13 protein-coding genes are annotated in these 17,624 nt (G+C 73.3%); 2 read left to right on the top strand and 11 right to left on the bottom strand.

Annotated features, from left to right (window positions below; all coding sequences use genetic code 11):
- Nucleotides 1-21: 21 nt before the first annotated feature.
- The 11 genes from ACWEQG_RS33015 to ACWEQG_RS32965 all read right to left on the bottom strand — a co-directional run bounded on the left by ACWEQG_RS33015 (nucleotide 22) and on the right by ACWEQG_RS32965 (nucleotide 16,136).
- Nucleotides 22-1,260, bottom strand: a complete 1,239-nt coding sequence (locus tag ACWEQG_RS33015; protein WP_452290789.1) for an acyl-CoA dehydrogenase family protein — start codon at nucleotides 1,258-1,260, stop codon at nucleotides 22-24.
- A 338-nt stretch (nucleotides 1,261-1,598) separates the two neighbouring features.
- The gene (locus ACWEQG_RS33010) at nucleotides 1,599-2,105 is read right to left on the bottom strand and encodes a flavin reductase family protein (RefSeq protein ID WP_452290787.1); all 507 of its coding nucleotides are present in this window, start codon (nucleotides 2,103-2,105) and stop codon (nucleotides 1,599-1,601) included.
- Between the two features lie 67 nt (nucleotides 2,106-2,172).
- The gene (nikE, locus tag ACWEQG_RS33005; protein ID WP_452290786.1) at nucleotides 2,173-3,918 is read right to left on the bottom strand and encodes a nickel ABC transporter ATP-binding protein NikE; all 1,746 of its coding nucleotides are present in this window, start codon (nucleotides 3,916-3,918) and stop codon (nucleotides 2,173-2,175) included.
- A complete protein-coding gene (locus ACWEQG_RS33000) occupies nucleotides 3,915-4,817 on the bottom strand; it encodes an ABC transporter permease (RefSeq protein WP_452290784.1) in 903 nt (300 codons plus the stop codon). The genes nikE and ACWEQG_RS33000 overlap by 4 nt, the downstream gene beginning before the upstream one ends.
- Before the next feature lie 6 nt (nucleotides 4,818-4,823).
- Entirely contained in the window at nucleotides 4,824-5,774 is a 951-nt protein-coding gene (locus ACWEQG_RS32995; protein ID WP_452290782.1) for an ABC transporter permease, read from the bottom strand.
- Between the two features lie 15 nt (nucleotides 5,775-5,789).
- Entirely contained in the window at nucleotides 5,790-7,403 is a 1,614-nt protein-coding gene (locus ACWEQG_RS32990; protein ID WP_452290780.1) for an ABC transporter substrate-binding protein, read from the bottom strand.
- Nucleotides 7,404-7,462: 59 nt separating this feature from the next.
- Entirely contained in the window at nucleotides 7,463-8,527 is a 1,065-nt protein-coding gene (locus ACWEQG_RS32985) for an LLM class flavin-dependent oxidoreductase (RefSeq protein WP_452290779.1), read from the bottom strand.
- 51 nt (nucleotides 8,528-8,578) lie between these two features.
- Nucleotides 8,579-9,856: an LLM class flavin-dependent oxidoreductase gene (locus ACWEQG_RS32980; RefSeq protein WP_452290777.1), complete on the bottom strand. Its 1,278-nt coding sequence runs from the start codon at nucleotides 9,854-9,856 to the stop codon at nucleotides 8,579-8,581.
- A gap of 15 nt (nucleotides 9,857-9,871) precedes the next feature.
- Nucleotides 9,872-11,101 (bottom strand): acyl-CoA dehydrogenase family protein, encoded by a 1,230-nt coding sequence (locus ACWEQG_RS32975; RefSeq protein ID WP_452290775.1) that lies wholly within the window; start codon nucleotides 11,099-11,101, stop codon nucleotides 9,872-9,874.
- Nucleotides 11,102-11,517: 416 nt separating this feature from the next.
- Entirely contained in the window at nucleotides 11,518-12,555 is a 1,038-nt protein-coding gene (locus tag ACWEQG_RS32970) for a hypothetical protein (protein WP_452290773.1), read from the bottom strand.
- 5 nt (nucleotides 12,556-12,560) lie between these two features.
- Complete coding sequence (locus ACWEQG_RS32965) at nucleotides 12,561-16,136, bottom strand: protein kinase domain-containing protein (RefSeq protein WP_452290771.1); 3,576 nt, start codon at nucleotides 16,134-16,136, stop codon at nucleotides 12,561-12,563.
- Nucleotides 16,137-16,251: 115 nt separating this feature from the next.
- Between ACWEQG_RS32965 and ACWEQG_RS32960 the strand changes: the two genes are divergently transcribed.
- Complete coding sequence (locus ACWEQG_RS32960) at nucleotides 16,252-17,013, top strand: alpha/beta fold hydrolase (protein WP_452290769.1); 762 nt, start codon at nucleotides 16,252-16,254, stop codon at nucleotides 17,011-17,013.
- 12 nt (nucleotides 17,014-17,025) lie between these two features.
- Nucleotides 17,026-17,592 (top strand): hypothetical protein, encoded by a 567-nt coding sequence (locus ACWEQG_RS32955; RefSeq protein ID WP_452290767.1) that lies wholly within the window; start codon nucleotides 17,026-17,028, stop codon nucleotides 17,590-17,592.
- The last annotated feature ends 32 nt before the right edge of the window (nucleotides 17,593-17,624 follow it).

The following is a 17,624-nucleotide window of genomic DNA, read 5'->3' as shown; positions in this document are numbered from 1 at the left end:
CCGTCGTTCCGTTCCGCGCTGTCAGGAGTAGTAGGTCGGCTCGGGCGACCGCCCGTTGAGGGCGAAGTGGCCGATTTCCAGCAGCTTGTAGTGGGCGGGGTCGTGCAGCGTGTGCGTGCGCACGTTGCGCCAATGGCGGTCGAGCCCATAAGAGCGGGCGGTCGAGCGGGCTCCCGTCAGCTCGAAGATCCGCGAGGTGACCTCCAGCGCCACCTCGGTCGAGTGGACCTTGGACTGGTAGGCGGCGACGGCCGCCCGGCCGCGCTCCTCCTCGGTGAGGTCGCCGCCGCGGTCGATCGCCGCCTGGACCAGCTCCCCCGCCCTGTCGGCGAGCGCCACCGCCGACTCGGCCAGGACCCACAGCCGGCCGTACCGCTCGACCACGAGGGGATCCTCGGTCGCCGCGGCGACGCCGGAGGTGAGCCAGGGGCGTGACCTGGTCCGGGTGTGGTCCAGCGCCTCCCCCAGGGCGCCGAGGGCCGCGCCCAGGTAGAGGGCGCCGTAGGCGAGCTGGGCCAGCGGCACCTGGAGTGTCTCCTGTGGCGAGGGGGGTGTGTCCGGATGCGCGTAGCCGAGCAGGTCGCCGGCCGTCACGCGGACCTCGCGGAGGGTCGCGCCGCCGCTGACCGTGAGCCGCTGGCCGAAGTTGTCCCAGTCGCCGTGGAACTCGATGCCCTCGGCCGGCGAGCGGACCGCGAACTGCCCGACGAGCCCCGACACGTCCACGCCGCCGGCCGTCGCGCCCTCGCCGAACCGCACCCACACGATCAGCGTGTCCGCCACCGCCGCGCCGCTGGTGAAGGGCTTGGAACCGCTCAGCAGGAAGCCGTCGCCGTCCGGTGTGGCCGCGATCAGCGGCTCGTACGCGGCCTGGGCGACGGCCGCCACGAACCGGCCCTCCTCGACGATGCCCTTCGCCCAGCGCTCGGCGAGCGCCCGGCCGCCGCCGAGCCCGGCCCTGCTGCCCAGGAAGTGGAACGCCGCGAGCTGGGCGATCGAGGTGTCGGCCGCGGCCAGGACGCGTACGATCCTGAGGACCTCCTCGTAGGTCGCGCCTCCCCCGCCCAGCTCCTCGGGGAGATGGACGGCGAGCAGGCCGGACCGGCGCAGCAGGTCGACCTCGGCGACGGGGTCCGCGCCCGCGATGTCACGCTCGGCGGCGTCGGCGCGCAGCCGATCGGCCACCTTGACGGCCGCCTCGCGCCATTCCTCGAACCGGCCGGAGCCGGAACGCGGGGGGATTTGATCGATGAGACTCATGGGGTTCCTTGCGGTCGTGCGTGGGGGCGTACGGCGGCCGTGCCGTACCAGGAGGCGCGTTCCCGGGGCGTGGGCCGGTCGCGGGACACGTCTCTGCGGCAGGTGGGGCGTTCGGGACAGCCCTGGGTGAGAGGGGCGGCAGCCGTGGTCGGGCCTGCCATGCGGGAGAGGTAGGGAACGCACCGGGCGTCGTCGCCCGGCGGGAAAGGTCAGGACCGGCGACAGAGGCCGGCGGCGAGCCGGGCGAGGTCGACCCAGCGGCGCCTAATCATAACTTTCCCTACATGCATAGTAGGAAATTACCAGAAGTCCGATATCCGGCGCAAGAGAACGTGTGCTCAGTCGTGCGGGACGAAGCTGCCGAACCTGCCCTGGTGGTAGAGCAGCGGAGCGCCCGCACCGTGCACGGTCGCCTCGGCGACCAGGCCCACCACCAGCACGTGGTCGCCGATGCCGGTCGCGGTGTACGGCCGGCAGATCAGGTGCGCCGTCGCGTCCGCCAGGAGGGGCGCGCCGAACGGGCCGGGACGCCACCGGGTGGGCGCGGCGAACCGGTCCACCCCCTTGCGCGCGAACCTGGCCGCCAGCTCGCCCTGATCGCGGGTCAGCACGTTCACGGCGAAGTGATCGGCCGACCGCATCGACGGCCAGGTGGTCGAGCCGTGGTCGACGTAGAACGACACCAGCGGCGGTGACAGGCTGACCGAGGAGAACGACGTCGCCGTCAGTCCCGCCGGGATCCCCTCCCGCTGCGCCGTGATGACCACCACCCCGGCCGCGTGCTCCGCCAGCGCCCGCCGGAACAGCTCGCCGTCCACCGCCGGGCCCCGCACCGTCTCGGTCATGGGTCTGTCCTTCCCGCGGCCGTACTGCCGCGTGTGTCTGAGTGAGTCTTCTGGCTCGCGCCGCCGCTCAGTCCGCGACGGGCGCCTCGCGCCGGATCGGGAGCACCGCGTCGAGCAGTGCCCGGGTGACCGGATGGCGGTCGCCGGCCGACAGCTCACCGGCGCGGAAGGTCTCGAGGAGCACCCCCCGCTCCAGGACCCCGACGCGGTCGCACATCAGCTCGACGATCGCCAGGTTGTGCCCGATGAACAGGTAGGTGAGGCCGAGTTCCGCCCTGAGGTCCAGCAGCAGGTCGAGGATGGTCGCCTGGGTGGACACGTCCAGCGCCGACGTCGGCTCGTCGAGGATCAGCAGGTCCGGCTCCAGCGCGAGCGCGCGGGCGATGCCGATCCGCTGCCGCTGCCCGCCGGACAGCTCGTGCGGGTACCGGTCCAGGTAGGAGGAGGGCAGCGCGACGAGGTCGAGCACCTCGGCGGCCCGGGCCCTGCCCGCGGCGCGCGAGGCGGCCTTGCCGAAGCGCAGCAACGGGCGGCTGATCTGCTCGCCGACCGGCACCCGCGGGTTCAGCGATCTCGTCGCGTCCTGGAACACGAACTGGAACCGCGGCCGCAGCCGCCGCAGCTCCGCCTTCGGCAGCCGCGCGATGTCCCGGCCGTCGAAGACGATCTCACCCGAGTCCGCTCGCAGCAGGCCGCCGACGAGCCGTGACAGCGTCGACTTGCCGGAGCCGGACTCGCCGATGAGGCCGAAGATCTCGCCTCGCTCGATCTCCAGTGACACGTCGCCGACAGCCGTGAAGCGCCGCTTGCGCTGTCCGGTTCCCAGCCCGCCGACCACGAAGTCCTTACTCACGTTCCGCAGGGTCACCAGCGGGGGCCGGACGGCGCCGGGGTCCGGGCCCTCGCGCCGGGGCCCGGCGGCCGTGACCGCCGTGTCGTCCCCGCCGACGGAGCCGCCGACGGAGCCGCCGACGGAGCCGAGGCGGCGGGGCAGGCCGCGCCCGGCCGGCCGGAACCGTGCTCCCATCTCCGGGACCGCCTGGATCAGCGACCGGGTGTAGACGTCGGCCGGCGCGGTGAGCACGCGGACGCGCCGGTCCTGCTCGACGATCCGGCCGTCCTTCATCACCGCGACCCGGTCGGCGGCGTACGAGACCACCCCGAAGTCGTGGGTGATGAGCAGCAGCGAGCCGCCCGTCCCCGCGGTCACGCCCACGAGCAGGTCGAGGATCTGCTTCTGCACGACCGCGTCGAGCGCGGTGGTCGGCTCGTCCGCGATCAGCAGAGCCGGGCCGGACAGGCTCGCGAGCGCGATCATCACCCGCTGCCGCATCCCCCCGCTGAGCTCGTGGGGGAAGGCGGACAGCACCCGGGCCGCGTCGTCGATGCCCACGTTCCGCAGCCACGTCTCGGCGATCCCGTGCCGCTCCCGCTTCGAGGTGGCGGGACGGTGCAGACCGATGATCTCCTTGAGCTGGTTGCCGATCCGGAACGACGGGTCGAGAGAGGCGAGGGGGTTCTGGAAGATCATGCCGATCTTCGACCCGCGGAACCCGGTGACCGACGACCGGGCGGCGGTGAGCACCTCCTCGCCGTGCAGGGAGATCGACCCCGAGGTCACCACCGCGTCGTCCGGCAGCAGGCCCAGGATCGCCGCCGCCGTCAGGCTCTTCCCGGCGCCGGACTCGCCGACGAGCGCGAACGTCTCGCCGGCCCGGACGTCGAAGGTGACCTCGTCCACCACCCGCTCGGCCGCCGGTCCGCGGCCGAACTCGACCGACAGGTCCCGCACGCTCAACAGCGCTCCGGTCATCGTCGTGCCCTCCTTCTGTGAGGATCGAAGACGTCGCGCAGGCCGTCGCCGAGCCAGTTGAAGGCCAGGGCCACGACGAGGACCACGAGCCCCGGCAGCAGCGCGGGATACACGTTCCCGGTGATGATGACCTTGGCGCCCTCGGAGATCATCCGGCCCCAGTCGGCCGTCGGCGGCTGCACCCCGATGCCCAGGGCGCTGAGACTGGAGGAGAAGACGATCATTCCGCCGACGAGGCCCGTGCCGTACACGACGACCTGGCCGAGGAGGTTCGGCAGCACCTCGCGGAACAGGATCGCGAAGAACCCGGCGCCGAGCGACTCCGCGGCCTCGACGTACTCGCGGCCGCGCTGGAGCTTCACCTCCGCGAAGACCACCCTGGTGACGTACGGGACGGCCGAGAACACGATCGACAGCACGACCACGGGCGTGCCGGGGCCGAGGATCACCGCGAGGACCAGCGCGATGATGATCACGGGGAAGGCGAACATGACGTCCACCGTCCGCATGACCAGCCCCGCCGCCCTGTCGCTCGAGAAGCCGGCGACGAGCGCGAGCACGCTGCCTGCCACGGTCGACGACAGCGAGGCCGCGAGCGCGACCACCAGCGAGGTGCGCCCTCCCCAGATCAGCCGGCTGAGGATGTCCCGGCCCAGCTCGTCGGTGCCGAGGAGATGGCCCGGCGCGCCGACGCCCAGGTACTTCACGCCGCCGTCCGCCAGGTCGGGATCGTACGGCGCCAGCACGGGGGCGAGCAGGCTCACCAGGACGAACCCGGCGATGAGCACCAGCGCGATGGACACCTGCGCGTTCACCCGCAGGCGGGAGCGGCGCCGGCGCCGGGACACCGCCCCGGGCGGTCGCGGCGCCCGGGTCTTGGGAGATGCCGTGAGGACCACCGCGACCTACCTCCTCAGCCGGGGGTTGAGAGCGTCCACCGTGACGTCGGTGAGCAGGTTGACGACGAGGTAGCACAGCGCCACGAGGATCACTCCGCCCTGGATGAGCGGGTAGTCCTTGCCGTTCACCGCGTTCACGAGCTGGGTGCCGATGCCGGGCCAGTTGAACACGCTCTCCACGAAGATCACGCCCGTGATGAGGGTGCCGATCTCCAGGCCGATGATGTTCACGACCGCCGGGAGGATGTTCCGCCCGATGTGCTTGCCGACGAGCCGCCGGCGCGGCACCCCCTGTGAGGCGAACGTGCGCACGTAGTCGCTGTGCGACTCCTGGACGATGCCGAGCCGGACGAACCTGGCGAGCACGAGCGTCGAGATCAGCGCGGCCGACAGCCCCGGCAGCACCAGGTGGGCCAGCAGGTCGCCGAAGCCGCCGCCGTTCCTCGACTCCATGCCGCCGACCGGGAGCCAGCCCAGCCGCAGGGAGAAGACCCAGATGAGGATCAGCCCGAACCAGTAGACCGACAGGTTGCTGCCCGTCTGGACGAACAGCATCGCGAAGCGGTCCGGGAACCTCCGGTGGTGGGTCCCGGCGACCACCCCGATGACGACGCCCAGGACGGCGCAGATCACGACGCCCGCCGCGGTCAGGATCAGGGTGTTCACGAAGTTCGGGACGAGGATGTCGAAGACCGGCTGGTTCTGCGCGATCGACAGCCCCCCGCCCGCCGTGAACAGGTCCTTCACCCACTTCACGTACTGCTGCCACAGGGGCAGGGTGAGACCGTACGACGCGCGGATGGCCTCGACCTGCTCCGGCGTGTGGTCCCGCGAGAACTGCGCCTCGATGGGGTCCCCGGGGGTCAGCCGGCCGACCAGGAAGGTCAGCACCGACACCACGAGGAGCACCGGGGCGATGTTCAGCGCTCGCCAGAGGATGTGCTTGACGGTTCCCATCGTCGTGATCCGGCCTCAGCCGGCCAGCCCGACCTTGGTCAGGTCGTACCAGTTGGTGGCGGCGTACACGAAGCCCCGCACGTTCGCGCCCAGGGCGTAGTACCTGGTCAGCGACACCGCCGGGATGGCGATGGCCCCTTCGCGGGCCTTCTTGTCGGCCTCCTTCCACAGCTCGATCCGCGTGTCCCCGTCCGTGGCGTACCGCGCCTTGTCCAGGGCCTTGGTGATCTCGGGGAAGTCCGCCGGGTCGAGCCCCTTGACCGCGATGTTGGTGTAATAGACCTGGTAGAGCCATTCGGCGTAGCTGCCGCCGTACTCGTCGATGCTCAGGCCGTCGTCCGGCTCGGGCTTGCCGAAGGCGCGGGCGACGTAGCTCGGGCGGTCGAGGGTGACGACCTTGACGTTGACCCCGATGCCCTTGAGCTGGCTCTGCAGCCACTCGGCCAGGTTCTGGTTGGCGACGTCGGCGACGATGGTGAAGCCGAACGCGCCCTCGCCGTAGCCGGCCTCCTTGAGCAGCGCCCTGGCCGCCTCGGGGTCGTAGTCGAAGTCGCGGGCGTCCGGGTCGTAGGCCTCGTTGCCCGGCGGCAGCAGGGAGTGGAGCGGGATGGCGTTGCCGTTGTAGACCTCCTTGGCGAGCTTGCCGCGGTCGATGCCCTGGATGACGGCCTGCCGCACCCGCCTGTCCTGGAACGCCTTGTTCTTGTAGTTGAACGTGAAGTAGAGGAACGCCGCGCCGTGCCCCTCCGGCACCTGGAATCCACGGGACTCCAACGTGCTCACGTCCTCCGGCTGGACGTAGCTGATGACGTCGGCCTCGCCGCTGAGCAGCGTCGCCAGCCGTGTCTGGTTGTTCGGGATGACGCGGAAGACGAGCTCGTCCAGGTTCGGCCTGGGCCCCCAGTAGCCCGGGTTCCTCTTCAGCACGATGCGGTCGCCGACGGTCCGGGAGACGAACGTGTACGGCCCGGTGCCGCTGGGGTGGTCGGCGAACCCGTCGTTGCCGTACTTCTCCCAGGCCGCCGGGTCGCCGATGGTGAGGGTGCTCATCGACTGGGCGAGGATCCTCGGGAACCCGAGGAATGGCTTGGAGAACTGGAACTCGTAGGTGTGGTCGTCCACGACCCTGCCCTTGACGAAGTCCCCGAACCAGGTGGCGAGCTTGGGTGCGCTCGTCTTGTCGTAGAACTCGTACGTGGGGTCGGTGACACGGCGGACGTTCTTGTCCACCGACTCGGCGGTGAAGTCGGTGCCGTCGTGGAACTTGACCCCTTCGCGCAGGGTGAAGGTCCAGGTCCTGCCGTCGCCGGACACCTTCCAGTCCGTGGCGAGGGCCGGGAGCAGCTTCGTCGGCCCCTTCGGGTCGGACAGGTCCTCCTTCACCAAGCCCTCGAAGATGTTGCTCGACACGCGGTATGTCTCCCAGTAGCCCTGCCGGTGCGGGTCCAGGGCGAGGGGTTCGAGATACAGGCCGCTCACGAGCGTGCCGCCCGCCTTGGGCGTCCCGCTCCCCTGCGACACGCCGGCGGCGGTTCCGCCGTTCGCGCCGCCGCAGGCGGCCAGGACCAGGGCGCCGAGCAGCGCGATGACCCCGATGACCGCCGTACGGCCACGCTTTCCCGATGACACGATGCTGTCCTCTCACATGCTGGGGACCGGCGGGTCCGGCCCGCCGGTGGTCGGAAGGGTCAGAAGCCGGGCGTGAACGCCAGCGGCGGCTGCGGCCGCGGGGCCGGGAAGACCGGGCGGGCGCCGTCGAGCAGAGGGGCGGGCTCCGGCAGCGCGAGGCGGTCGCGCAGCGTCCGCCCCTCCGCTGTGCGCACGACCCCGAGGTCGGCGAGAAGCGGGACGAGGCCGTCGACGACCTCGGCGATGTCCGCGTCCGCGGTCGGCCGCAGGAGTATGCCGTCCACGCCCGGGCGGGCGGCCGCGGACTCGGCCGCCGCGACGAGGCCGGCGGCGTCGCGTCCGGCGGGGACGGTCACCTGGACGAAGAGCAGGGGGCGCCGGCCGTCCCCGGAGTACCGGGACGACCTGGCCGCGTCGAGCGCCTCGGCGGCCTCCCGGATCCGCTCGGGCCCGGCGGCGCCGAGCACGACCAGGTCGGCCACCTCTCCCGCCGCCCCGGCCTCCTCCGGGGAGTCCGCGTACCACGCGAGGACGGGAGAGCCCTGCGGGGTGGACGGCACGGTGAGCGGCCCGGCGACGTCGAAGACTCCCCCGTGGTCGACGTGCACGATCTGCTCGGCGTGCGCGAAGATCCGGGTCTCGTGGTTGGCGACGATCGATTCCTGCGGCCAGCTCTGCCACAGCTTCTGGATGGCGAGGGCCGCGTCGCGGGTCGTGCCGACGCCCAGGGGCGCGCCCTCGGTCAGTCCGGCGCCGCCCCACGCCGTGTCCCCCGGCGCGTACCCGTCGCGGACGCCGAGGATGAGCCCGGACCTGCCCCGGGACAGGTGGTCCAGGGAGGCGACGCGGCGCGCCAGGTTGTACGGGTGGTCCCGGTGCGGGGCGGCGGCCGCCAGGAACGCCGTGCCCGGCGCGTGCGTGGCGAGGAACGCGGCGGCGGCCGTGGGTTCCACGGTCACGTCGCCGGGCCGCGATCCGTCGATCCTGTCGAGGCCGGCGACGACGAACGCCGCTCCCGTGCCGTCGAGCCGGGAGGCCGGCCGGGGATCCGCGATCAGCGCGGCCAGGTGCCCTCCCCCGAGCCCGATGGCCAGGTAGGTGGATGTTTCGGTGCTGTCACCCATGTGCGGGGTCTTTCTGGTAGTGGCCGATGTGGTCGGGTGCCCGGCGGGGGTTCAGGCGGAGGCGGCCTGGAAGTGCCCGCGGAGAGTGTCGGTCGTGTATTCGTGCCGGAAGAGGCCGCGCTTGCGCAGGAGCGGGACGACCTCGTCGGCGATCACTTCGAGGCCGTCGGCGAGCAGGTCGGGCTGGAGGTTGAACCCGTCGACCGCGCCGGACCGGTACCAGTCCTCGATGTGGTCCGCGAGCTGTTCGGGGGTGCCGACGAAGCCGCTGTGCCCCGAGCCGGTGTACCTGGTCTGGCGCAGGTATTCGCGCACCGTCGGATCGGTCCTGCGGATCTGCTCGTGGATGGACTGCCGGAAGCCGATGCTGCCCCCGGAGGAGGCGGGGTCGACGATCGCGGCGAGGACCTCTTGCGGGAACTTCGCGTCGAGGTCGAGCGTCGAGACGTCGTATCCGATCGCCTGGGAGAGCCACTGCACCGAGTACGACGCCGGGCCGAGGTCATGGAGTTCGTCGCTGCGGCGCCGGGCCTCCTCCTCGGTGCTGCCGAGACTCAGCAGGAGCCCGGGGAGGATCTTGACGCAGTCCGGCGAGCGGCCGGCGTCGGCCGCGTGCCGTTTCACCTCGCGGTAGTGCTTGACGGCTCCCTCTTTCGTGAGCTCGGCGGCGAACACCCCTTCGGCCCGCCGGCCGGCGAGCGCCCGCCCCTTGGGCGAGCCGCCGGCCTGGAGCAGGACCGGGTGGCCCTGCTTCGACGGGGGCACCCGGAGCCGTCCCTCCAGGTCGAAGAAGTCGCCGTGGTGGCGCACCTCCTCGCCGGTCCTCGCCGATGCCCACAGCGCGAGGACGAGGTCGACGAACTCCGCCGCCCTGTCGTACCGGTCGTCGCGTTCCGGGATCTCCGGCAGGCCGAAGTTGCGGGCGGCCGAGGTGTCCCGCGTGGTGACGATGTTCCATCCGGCCCGCCCGCCGGACAGGTAGTCGAGGGACAGCAGGCGCTGGGCCAGGTCGAACGGGTCGTTCAGCGTGGTCGAGGCGGTGGCGATCAGGCCGACGCGCTCGGTCGCGGCGGCGACATGGCTCCAGTTGACCGTCGGCTCCAGGCGGCCGGCGTTGGCGTCGTAGGACGGGTTGCCGAGCGCCGGCGCGTCGGCCAGGAAGACGGCGTCCAGGGTGGCCTGCTCGGCCAGCCGCCCGATCGTCTTCCAGTAGTCGCCGTCGACGAAGGAGCCCGGGTGGAGGCGCCGGGACTGCCAGGCGGCCGGCAGGTAGCCGAGGACCAGGACGTTGACCCCGAGGATGACGTGACCCGTGCGTGTGTCGGACATCGATGGACCTCTCCTCTACTCGCTCTGGCCGGCGGAGATCGCGTAGACCTTGGCCGGGTCGGCGTCGTTCACGTGCCAGTCGCCGAGGATGCGTTCCTTGTAGACCCGCGGGTTGTGCGAGGCGAGCGTGCGGGCGTTGCGCCAGTGCCGGTCGAGCAGCAGGTCCTCGGAGACGCCGGAGGAGCCGAGCGCGTCGAAGACGACGGTCGTGGCGCGCAGCGCCGCCTCGATGATCACCAGTTGGGCGCGCGTGGTGGCGACGTGCCCGTCGAGGAGCGCCCGCTTCACCGCCTCCTCGTCGCCGGCGATGCGGGCGTGCGCTATCTCGTCGAGCGTCGCGGTCGAGGCCGACAGCGCCGATGCCGCGCCGAACGCGTCGGCGGACACCTTGCCGACGACCTGCAGCAACTGGGGGTCGTCGCTCGCGCTCTGGGCGAGACCGTGGCCGTAGTTGCGCCTGCGGCCCTTCAGCGCCGCGATCCCGTCGCGCAGCGTCGCCTGCGTGATGCCGGCGAGGATCGCCAGCAGCGCGGTCTGGTAGAAGAGCCCCTGGTAGGCGAAGCGGTCGGTGGCGGGGAAGACGTGGTCGCCCTCCACCCGGGCGTTTGAGTAGTTCGCGCTGCCGCTCGCCGTGGTCTTCTGGCCGAAGCCCCGCCAGTCGTCCACCAGGCTCACGCCGGGCTGGTCCGCCTTCACCAGGGCGGTGGTGGGGACCCCGTCGGGAGTGACCGCGAGCACGTCGAGCCAGTCGGCGTACAGGCTGCCGGTGGCGTAGTACTTGGCGCCGGTGACGAGCCAGTGGTCGCCCTCGGGCACGAGCTTCGTCTGGATGTCGGCGTACGTGCCGTTGTTGGCCTCGGTCCAGCCGCCGCCGACGAACTCGCCGGCGAGGAACCTCTCGATCCAGGCGTCCGTCGCCGCCGTACGCGGGGCGTTCAGCCGGTCCTCCACGAACGCCAGGTGGTTGCGCCACACGTGCGCGACGTTCGGGTCGGCGGCGCCGAGCTCGCGCAGCAGGTCGAAGGTCTGCCACAGCGACGCGCCGAAGCCGCCGAGCTCGCGGGGGATGCGGACGGCGCCGAAGCGCGCGTCGATCAGCCACCGGACCTGCTCGTGGGGGAAGACGCGGCCCTTCTCGCGTTCCAGGTTGCCCTCGGCGATCTTCTCGAAGACCGGGCGGAACCACTCGCGCAGCTCCTCGAGGTCGGCGGTCGCATGCCGAAGCGAAGACGTGGTACCAGACATGTGCCATCTTTCGTGTCGGAGGCCGGGCGGTCGTGTACGCCCCGGGCCTCTCCGGGTGTCCCGGAGTAGTGGTCGCCCCGAGCAGGAGAAAAGCCTCAGGGCAGGAGAAATCGGCCAAGGCCAGCCCGGCGACATCCGGACGGCCGTGAGCCTTGCGGGGTGGAAAGGGCGGCGGAAAGCCGGGATGGGTCCCGGTCGGCAGGACATGCGACTGCCGGGCGCCGCGGTCATGGGGTGGTGGGGCGCGGGGCCGTCAGCGACAGCGGTTGCTGGTCACGCGCATGAAGTCGACCACGCGCCGAACAGTCAGGGCGACAGATCCGGACATACCCTTAATTTCCTACATGCATTGTCGGTTTAGCAACCATGTCTCGCGTATCGAGACGATCTCGGCGCCGGGCCGCGCCGCGATGCGCTCAGCTCGCGGTCAGTTTGCGGACCGGCGACTTGCACGACCGGCGCTGCGCGGGCGCCTGCGAGTCGAAGCGGACGTGCCAGCCGCCCGTGGACGGCACCTTCTTCCGCAGCGTGAACCCGCCGTTCGACCCCGTCGTCGCGGACCCCTGTACGGCACCGGCGCCCGAGCCCGCGGGGTCGAACCAGAGCAGGACGCGCTGCTGGGGCAGCGGGTCCCACCGGGCGGGCCGCCCGGCGGGCTCCACCCGGACGAGCAGCGTGCCGGTGTGCGTCGCCTTCCTGCCCGGCCTGCCGCTCTGGGGTTTCGCCGAATAGGTGATCCTGGTCAGGGCCCCGGCGGATCGCACCGTCGAACGGACCTCGGCGCTCCTGGCGGCGGTGAGGCGCGCGCGGTCCTCGGCGGACCCGCGGAACTCCGCCGACCAGAAGCCGGATTCGGTCGCAGTCACCGTCGCGTCGAACCGGCCCGACCTGCCGGTGACGACCCGCGCCACCTCCCTGCGGGCGAGCATGTCGTCGGCCCGGAACAGCAGGGCGACCGTCCGTTCGGGAAGACCGCCCCAGTCGTCCTTGCCGGTCGTCGCCTCCAGGCGGCCGGAGACGGTCAGCGGGCTCCCTTCGTCGACCGGGTCGGGGGACAGTTCCAAGCCGTCGATCCTCGACCGCCGCGATCTCTCCTCGGCGCGGACCTCGAACTCCCGCTCCTCGACGACGTCGCCGGCGGCGACCTCGACGCGCCAGCGGCCCGCCGCCGCGTCCCGGCCGAACACGTGCCCGGCCCGCCACCGCTCCTCGAAGGGCGTGCGCTCCACGCGCTCGAAGCGCAGCGGCGTACGGGACTCGTCCGGGGCCGTCAGCTCGCCCCTGACCTCGTCGGCGGGGCCGCTGGTGACCACGTCGACGGTCACCTCGGCCGCGTCCTCGCCGCCGATCGGGACGGGGTCGGGATCCACCTCGACCGACTCGATCTCCACGAGAGCGTCGCCGAGGGCGGGCCGCCGCAGGAGCCGCGCGAGCATGTGACGGATGGTCCTCATATCCCTCAGCACACCTTCCGGTAGGGCGCCTCCGGCACGAGGCGCCGCCAGTCGTCTTCTCCCAGGGGGCCGCCCGCCCGCGCGCAGACCTCCGCCGCGGCCCGTTCCGGGTCGACCGTGTAGCGCCGCAGCGTCCCGTCCCTCCCCGCGCTGTAGAGGTACCGCCCGTCGGCGCCGAAGGCGAGCGCGAGCACCGGGCCGGCGTGGACGGCGTACGGCAGGCCGAGCGGCGAGCGGGAGGCGGCGTCCCACAGCCGGACCTCCCCGCTCGTGCCGCCGGTGGCGATCAGCCGCCCTCCGGGCGCGTAGGCGAGCGCCACGACGTCGTCGAAGCGGCCCTTCTCCGGCGCGAGCGTCCCCTCCCGCCGCAGCGTCCGCGCGTCCCACAGGCCCACGCCCGCCTCGTGGAAGCCGGTGGCGATCGTCGAGCCGTCCGGGCTGAAGGCGATCGACCGCACGCCGTCGAGCACCGGCCCGAAGGGACGGCCGGTGACCGTGCCGGCGGCCAGGTCGACCAGGGCGGCGTCCCGCCCGCCGATCGCGAGAACCCGGCCGTCCGGGCCGGTCGCCATGACGTCCCATCCGGTCCTGCGCGGTACGGCGATCTCCACGCCGCGGGACAGGTCCCACACCCGGACGGGCCCGTACTCCCCGGCGACGGGCGCCACGGCGAGGACGTGGCCTCCGGCGGCCAGCCCGCCCACGGACGCGGCCCCCGCGATCGCGACCCGGCGGAGCAGGCGGCCGTCCGGCACGTTCCACAGGCTCACCGTCGCGGCGTCGCCGGAGGCTCGCGTGCCGTCCGGGCGGGGCGCGGAGGCGAGCGTGCGGCCGTCGGGAGCGAAGGCGAGCGCCCCGGCCGGGACGCCGCCGAGCGACGGGCCCAGGCGGGCGCCCGTGGCCGGGTCCCACAGCAGCGGTCCCGTCCCGTCCGGCGCGACGGCGAGCGTCCCGGCGCCCGGGGCGAAGGCCGCGGCGGCGGCCGAGGACGCGACCGCCGTCGAACGGGCGCCCGCCGCCGCGTCCACCGTGGCGACCCGGCCGCCGCTCAGCAGATAGCGCAGGACCGGTCCGCCCGCCGTGCCCGTCGCGACCCTGATGGCCGGCATGCCGGTGGTGTCCTCCGGCGTGGAGTAGGCCAGCAGGCCACCGCCGTCCGCGCTCCACAGGCCGACGCCGGTGCGGTCGAAGGTCAGGACGAGGCGGCCGCCGTCGCCGTACGCGAGCCAGACGGCGGAGGCGCCCGCCAGGACGGGGCCGCGGCGGCGGCCGGTGGACAGGTCCCAGAAGCGCACGTCCTCGCCGCGGCCGACCGCGAGGGTGCGGCCGTCGGGGCTGAAGGCGACGGCGTCGGCACGCCCCCCGGCGGGGGCGGGGAGCCTCAGCGCCCGGCCGGAGCGCCCGGCCGCCGGCTCGTACAGGCGGAACCGGCCGTCGTCCAGCAGCACGGCGGCGTGCCGTGCGGAGACCGTCATGCCCTCCACCCGCTCGTCGCGCACGTCCAGTAGTTCGACGCCGCCGACGACGTCCCAGACCTGGCCCCGGTGGCCGGGCGTGAGCACGGCGAGGCGCCTGCCGTCCGGGCCGAAGGCCATCTCCAGCGCGCCGTCTCCGAACGGCGGCCCGAGCGGGCGGCCGCTGCCCAGGTCCCACACGCGCAGCGTGCCGCCGTTCGATACCGCGAGGCGGCGGCCGTCGGGGCTGAGCGCGACGGCGCCGGGGGCGGGCCCGGTGCCCTGCGCGCCCCCGGCCACGCGATGCGCGGCCACGTCCCACAGGACCGCCCGGCCGGCGTCGGCGACCGCGAGCAGGCGGCCGTCCCCGCTCAGGTCGAACCGGGCGCCGGCGGTGACGGGCGGCGGCGGGTCGATCCGCCGCAGGGGCTGGGCGAGCGAGCTGTAGAGGGCCGCCCGGGCCTCGGGCACCGCGGCCAGCCGCCACGCGGCCGCGCTCAGCGCCATCGCCCGCGCGGGATCGGACGAGCGCGAGGTCTCGGCCAGGGCGGCGAGCCGCCGGGCGACGGCCACGTCCCGCTGCCGCTCGGCGGACGACTTCTGGTCGAGGGCCAGCCCGGCCGAGGCCGCCGCGACCACCGCGAGCACGGCGAGCGCGGCGGTGAGGCGGCGCCGCCGCCGGGCGCGGAGCCGGGCGAGCGCCCGGGACTCGTCGAGGAACGCCTTCTCCAGCGTGTTCAGCGTGACGTGGTGGCGCGTGGTGGCCGCCCAGCCGAGCGCGGTCTCCAGCGCCGTCCCCTGGTAGAGGTCGCCGGGCCGCCGCCCGTGCCGGTCCCACAGGCGGGCGGCCTCGGTCAGGGGCCGCTGCACGCGCAGGCCCGCGCGGTCCGCGTCGACCCACCCGTGCAACCGGGGCCAGGCCCGCAGCAGCGCGGCGGCGGCGAGGGCGACCGTCTCGCCGTCCCGGACGACGAGATCGGCGCGGGCGAAGCCGGACAGCACCCGGGCGGCGGTCTCCCGGTCGACCACGCCGTCGAGGAGCTCGTCCTCCGGCACCCGCCGGGGCAGGTCGTCGCCGCCCTCCCCCGGCGCGACCATCCGCAGCATGATCCGCGGTACCAGCGCCTGGTCCGCCGGGGCGAGCGCGCCGTACGCCTCCTCGGCCACGGCCGCGAGCGAGGGTGGCGCGAGGGCCCGGGACGGCCCTGTGCCCCCGCCCTCGGCCGTACGGGTGCCCTCCGCGAGCAGCGCCTCGCCCCGGCCGTACGGATGGCCGAGCAGCGCGGCGAGGAGGACGGCCGCCTCGGGCCTGGCCTCCGGGTTCTTGTCGAGCGCCCGGGCCACCAGACCGCGCAGCGGCTCCCGCAGCGCCGTCAGATCCGGTTCGGCGGCCAGGATGCGGTGCAGCAGGGCCGCCACCCCGGTCAGCGCCTGCCCCGGCGGGCCGGGAGCGGCGCCGGGTACCGGCAGTGGTGTGGTCCCCCCGGAGAACGGCTCACGGCCGGTGGCGGCGAACAGCGTCACCGCTCCCCACGCCCAGATGTCGACGGCGGGACCCGCCCGGGCCCCGACCACGATCTCCGGGGCCATGAAGGCCGGTGTGCCGGCGACGTGGCCCGTCGTCGTCAGCGACATGTCGGCGGTCCTGGCGATGCCGAAGTCGATGACCCGCGGGCCGTCCGGGCCGATCAGCACGTTGTCCGGTTTGAGGTCGCGATGGATCACCGACGCCTCGTGGATGGCGGCCAGCGCCGTCGCGATGCCCGTGGCGAGGCGGTGCAGCTCCTCCGGCCCGTACGGCCCGTTCCGCGCGACCGCCGCGCGCAGGCTGGGCCCGGCGACGAACTCGCTCACGATGTACGGCCGGGGGCCTTCCAGGTCGGCGAAGATGACCCGGGCCGTGCAGAACGGCGCGACCCGGCGCGCGGCGTCGACCTCCTTGGCGAACCGCGCCCGCGCCTGCTCGTCCTCCATCCCGCCCGCAGGACGCAGGACCTTGACGGCGACCCGCTGCCCGGCCTCGTCGTACGCCTCGTAGACGACGCCCTGCCCGCCCTCGCCCAGGCGGCCGGCGAGCCAGTAGCCGCCGAGCCTGCGCGGGTCGCCGGGGAGCAGGACGGTCACCATCCGGACCTCCCGCCAGCCGCGGACCGCTTGCCCCGATCGTGCTACGGGCGCGCGCCGCCGCCAAGACCGGACGGGTGATCCGTACCTCACCCTCGGGCGGCCGGCCGCCGAACTGATGCGCCGTCTCGGGTACGAGCGCTACGGCGCGCAGGGTGGCGACTTCGGCTCGGGCATCTCACTGGCGCTCGGCGCGGTGGCACCCGCGCGGGTCGTCGGGGTGCACGTCAACTACCTGCCGACCCGGCCGGACCCGGACGCCGGCGTCGAACTGTCCGAGACGGAGGAGGCCCGGCTGGACAAGGTGCGGCAGCTGATGGTCAATCGCCCGCCGTACCAGGCTCTCCAGGCCACCACCCCGCAGACCATCGGCTACGCGCTGACCGACTCGCCGGTCGGCCGGCTGGCCTGGATCGCCGAGCGCTTCGCCCAGTGGACCGACCCTCGCTCGCGGATCAGCGACGAGCGGATGTTCACCGACGTCTCGCTGTACTGGCTCACCGCCACCGCAGCCTCCTCGGCACGGCTGCACCGCGACGCCCCACGGCGGACCGAGCCGTGCCCGGTGCCGGTCGGCGTGGCGGTGTTCGCGCACGACATCACGCAGTCGGTGCGGCCGCTGGCCGAGCGGCTGTACGACATCAGGCACTGGCCGGAGTTCGAGCGCGGCGGCCACTTCGCCGCGATGGAGGTGCCGGACCTGCTCGCCGAGGACGTCCGCGACTTCTTCCTCACCTGCGGCGCCCCAATCGCCGCCGCCCGGGCCGAAAGTCCCACGATCACGGGACTTCGGGGCGGACACGGCGTGCCGTACGGCACCTGCGGCGAGGCCGGTGATCGCGGTTCGCTTGAGGCGTCGAAAAGAGCAGCAAGACGTTGAAAGGGGCCGGTCATGGCCACCATCGAAAGGCGTAACCAGAGGACTCACCTCCACGCCGCCACCACCGCGCCCCAGACGACCACCGGCACCGGCACCGGGCCCGCCCGGTACGCCTGGGCCGCCGCCCGCATCGCCATCGGCTGGGTGTTCCTGTGGGCCTTCCTGGACAAGACCTTCGGCCTCGGCTTCGCCACCCCCGCCGCCAAGGCCTGGACCAACGGCGGCAGCCCCACCACCGGCTTCCTCAAAGGCACCGCCGACAACACCTTCGGCACCCTGTTCAACACCCTCGCCGGACACCCCTGGGTCGACTGGCTGTTCATGACCGGCCTGGCCGGCATCGGCACCGCCCTCGTCCTCGGCATCGCCATGCGCATCGCCGCCACAGCCGGCACCCTGCTCCTGCTCCTGATGTGGGCCGCCGAACTCCCCCTGACCACCAACCCCTTCATGGACGAGCACATCATCTACGCCATCGTCCTGATCGGACTGACCCTCACCCGCGCCGGCACCACCCTCGGACTCGGCACGACCTGGACCGACACCACCCTCGTCCGCCGCCTCCCGATCCTCAAGTAACCCCCGCCAACTCCGGCGCCCACCCCCAGCCC

This window comes from Microbispora sp. NPDC004025 (assembly GCF_053604425.1).
The sequence above is the reverse complement of the archived record's forward strand: the minus strand, read 5'-3'. Positions and strand labels throughout refer to the sequence as shown.

Bases quoted from the DNA above. Each gene is read 5' to 3' on its own strand.
- ACWEQG_RS32975 (WP_452290775.1), bottom strand. From the start codon at position 11,101: ATGTCTGGTACCACGTCTTCGCTTCGGCATGCGACCGCCGACCTCGAG.
- ACWEQG_RS32995 (WP_452290782.1), bottom strand. From the start codon at position 5,774: ATGGGAACCGTCAAGCACATCCTCTGGCGAGCGCTGAACATCGCCCCG.
- ACWEQG_RS32955 (WP_452290767.1), top strand. From the start codon at position 17,026: ATGGCCACCATCGAAAGGCGTAACCAGAGGACTCACCTCCACGCCGCC.
- ACWEQG_RS32965 (WP_452290771.1), bottom strand. From the start codon at position 16,136: ATGGTGACCGTCCTGCTCCCCGGCGACCCGCGCAGGCTCGGCGGCTAC.
- ACWEQG_RS32985 (WP_452290779.1), bottom strand. From the start codon at position 8,527: ATGGGTGACAGCACCGAAACATCCACCTACCTGGCCATCGGGCTCGGG.
- nikE (WP_452290786.1), bottom strand. From the start codon at position 3,918: ATGACCGGAGCGCTGTTGAGCGTGCGGGACCTGTCGGTCGAGTTCGGC.
- ACWEQG_RS32960 (WP_452290769.1), top strand. From the start codon at position 16,252: ATGCGCCGTCTCGGGTACGAGCGCTACGGCGCGCAGGGTGGCGACTTC.
- ACWEQG_RS33015 (WP_452290789.1), bottom strand. From the start codon at position 1,260: ATGAGTCTCATCGATCAAATCCCCCCGCGTTCCGGCTCCGGCCGGTTC.
- ACWEQG_RS32970 (WP_452290773.1), bottom strand. From the start codon at position 12,555: ATGAGGACCATCCGTCACATGCTCGCGCGGCTCCTGCGGCGGCCCGCC.
- ACWEQG_RS32980 (WP_452290777.1), bottom strand. From the start codon at position 9,856: ATGTCCGACACACGCACGGGTCACGTCATCCTCGGGGTCAACGTCCTG.
- ACWEQG_RS33010 (WP_452290787.1), bottom strand. From the start codon at position 2,105: ATGACCGAGACGGTGCGGGGCCCGGCGGTGGACGGCGAGCTGTTCCGG.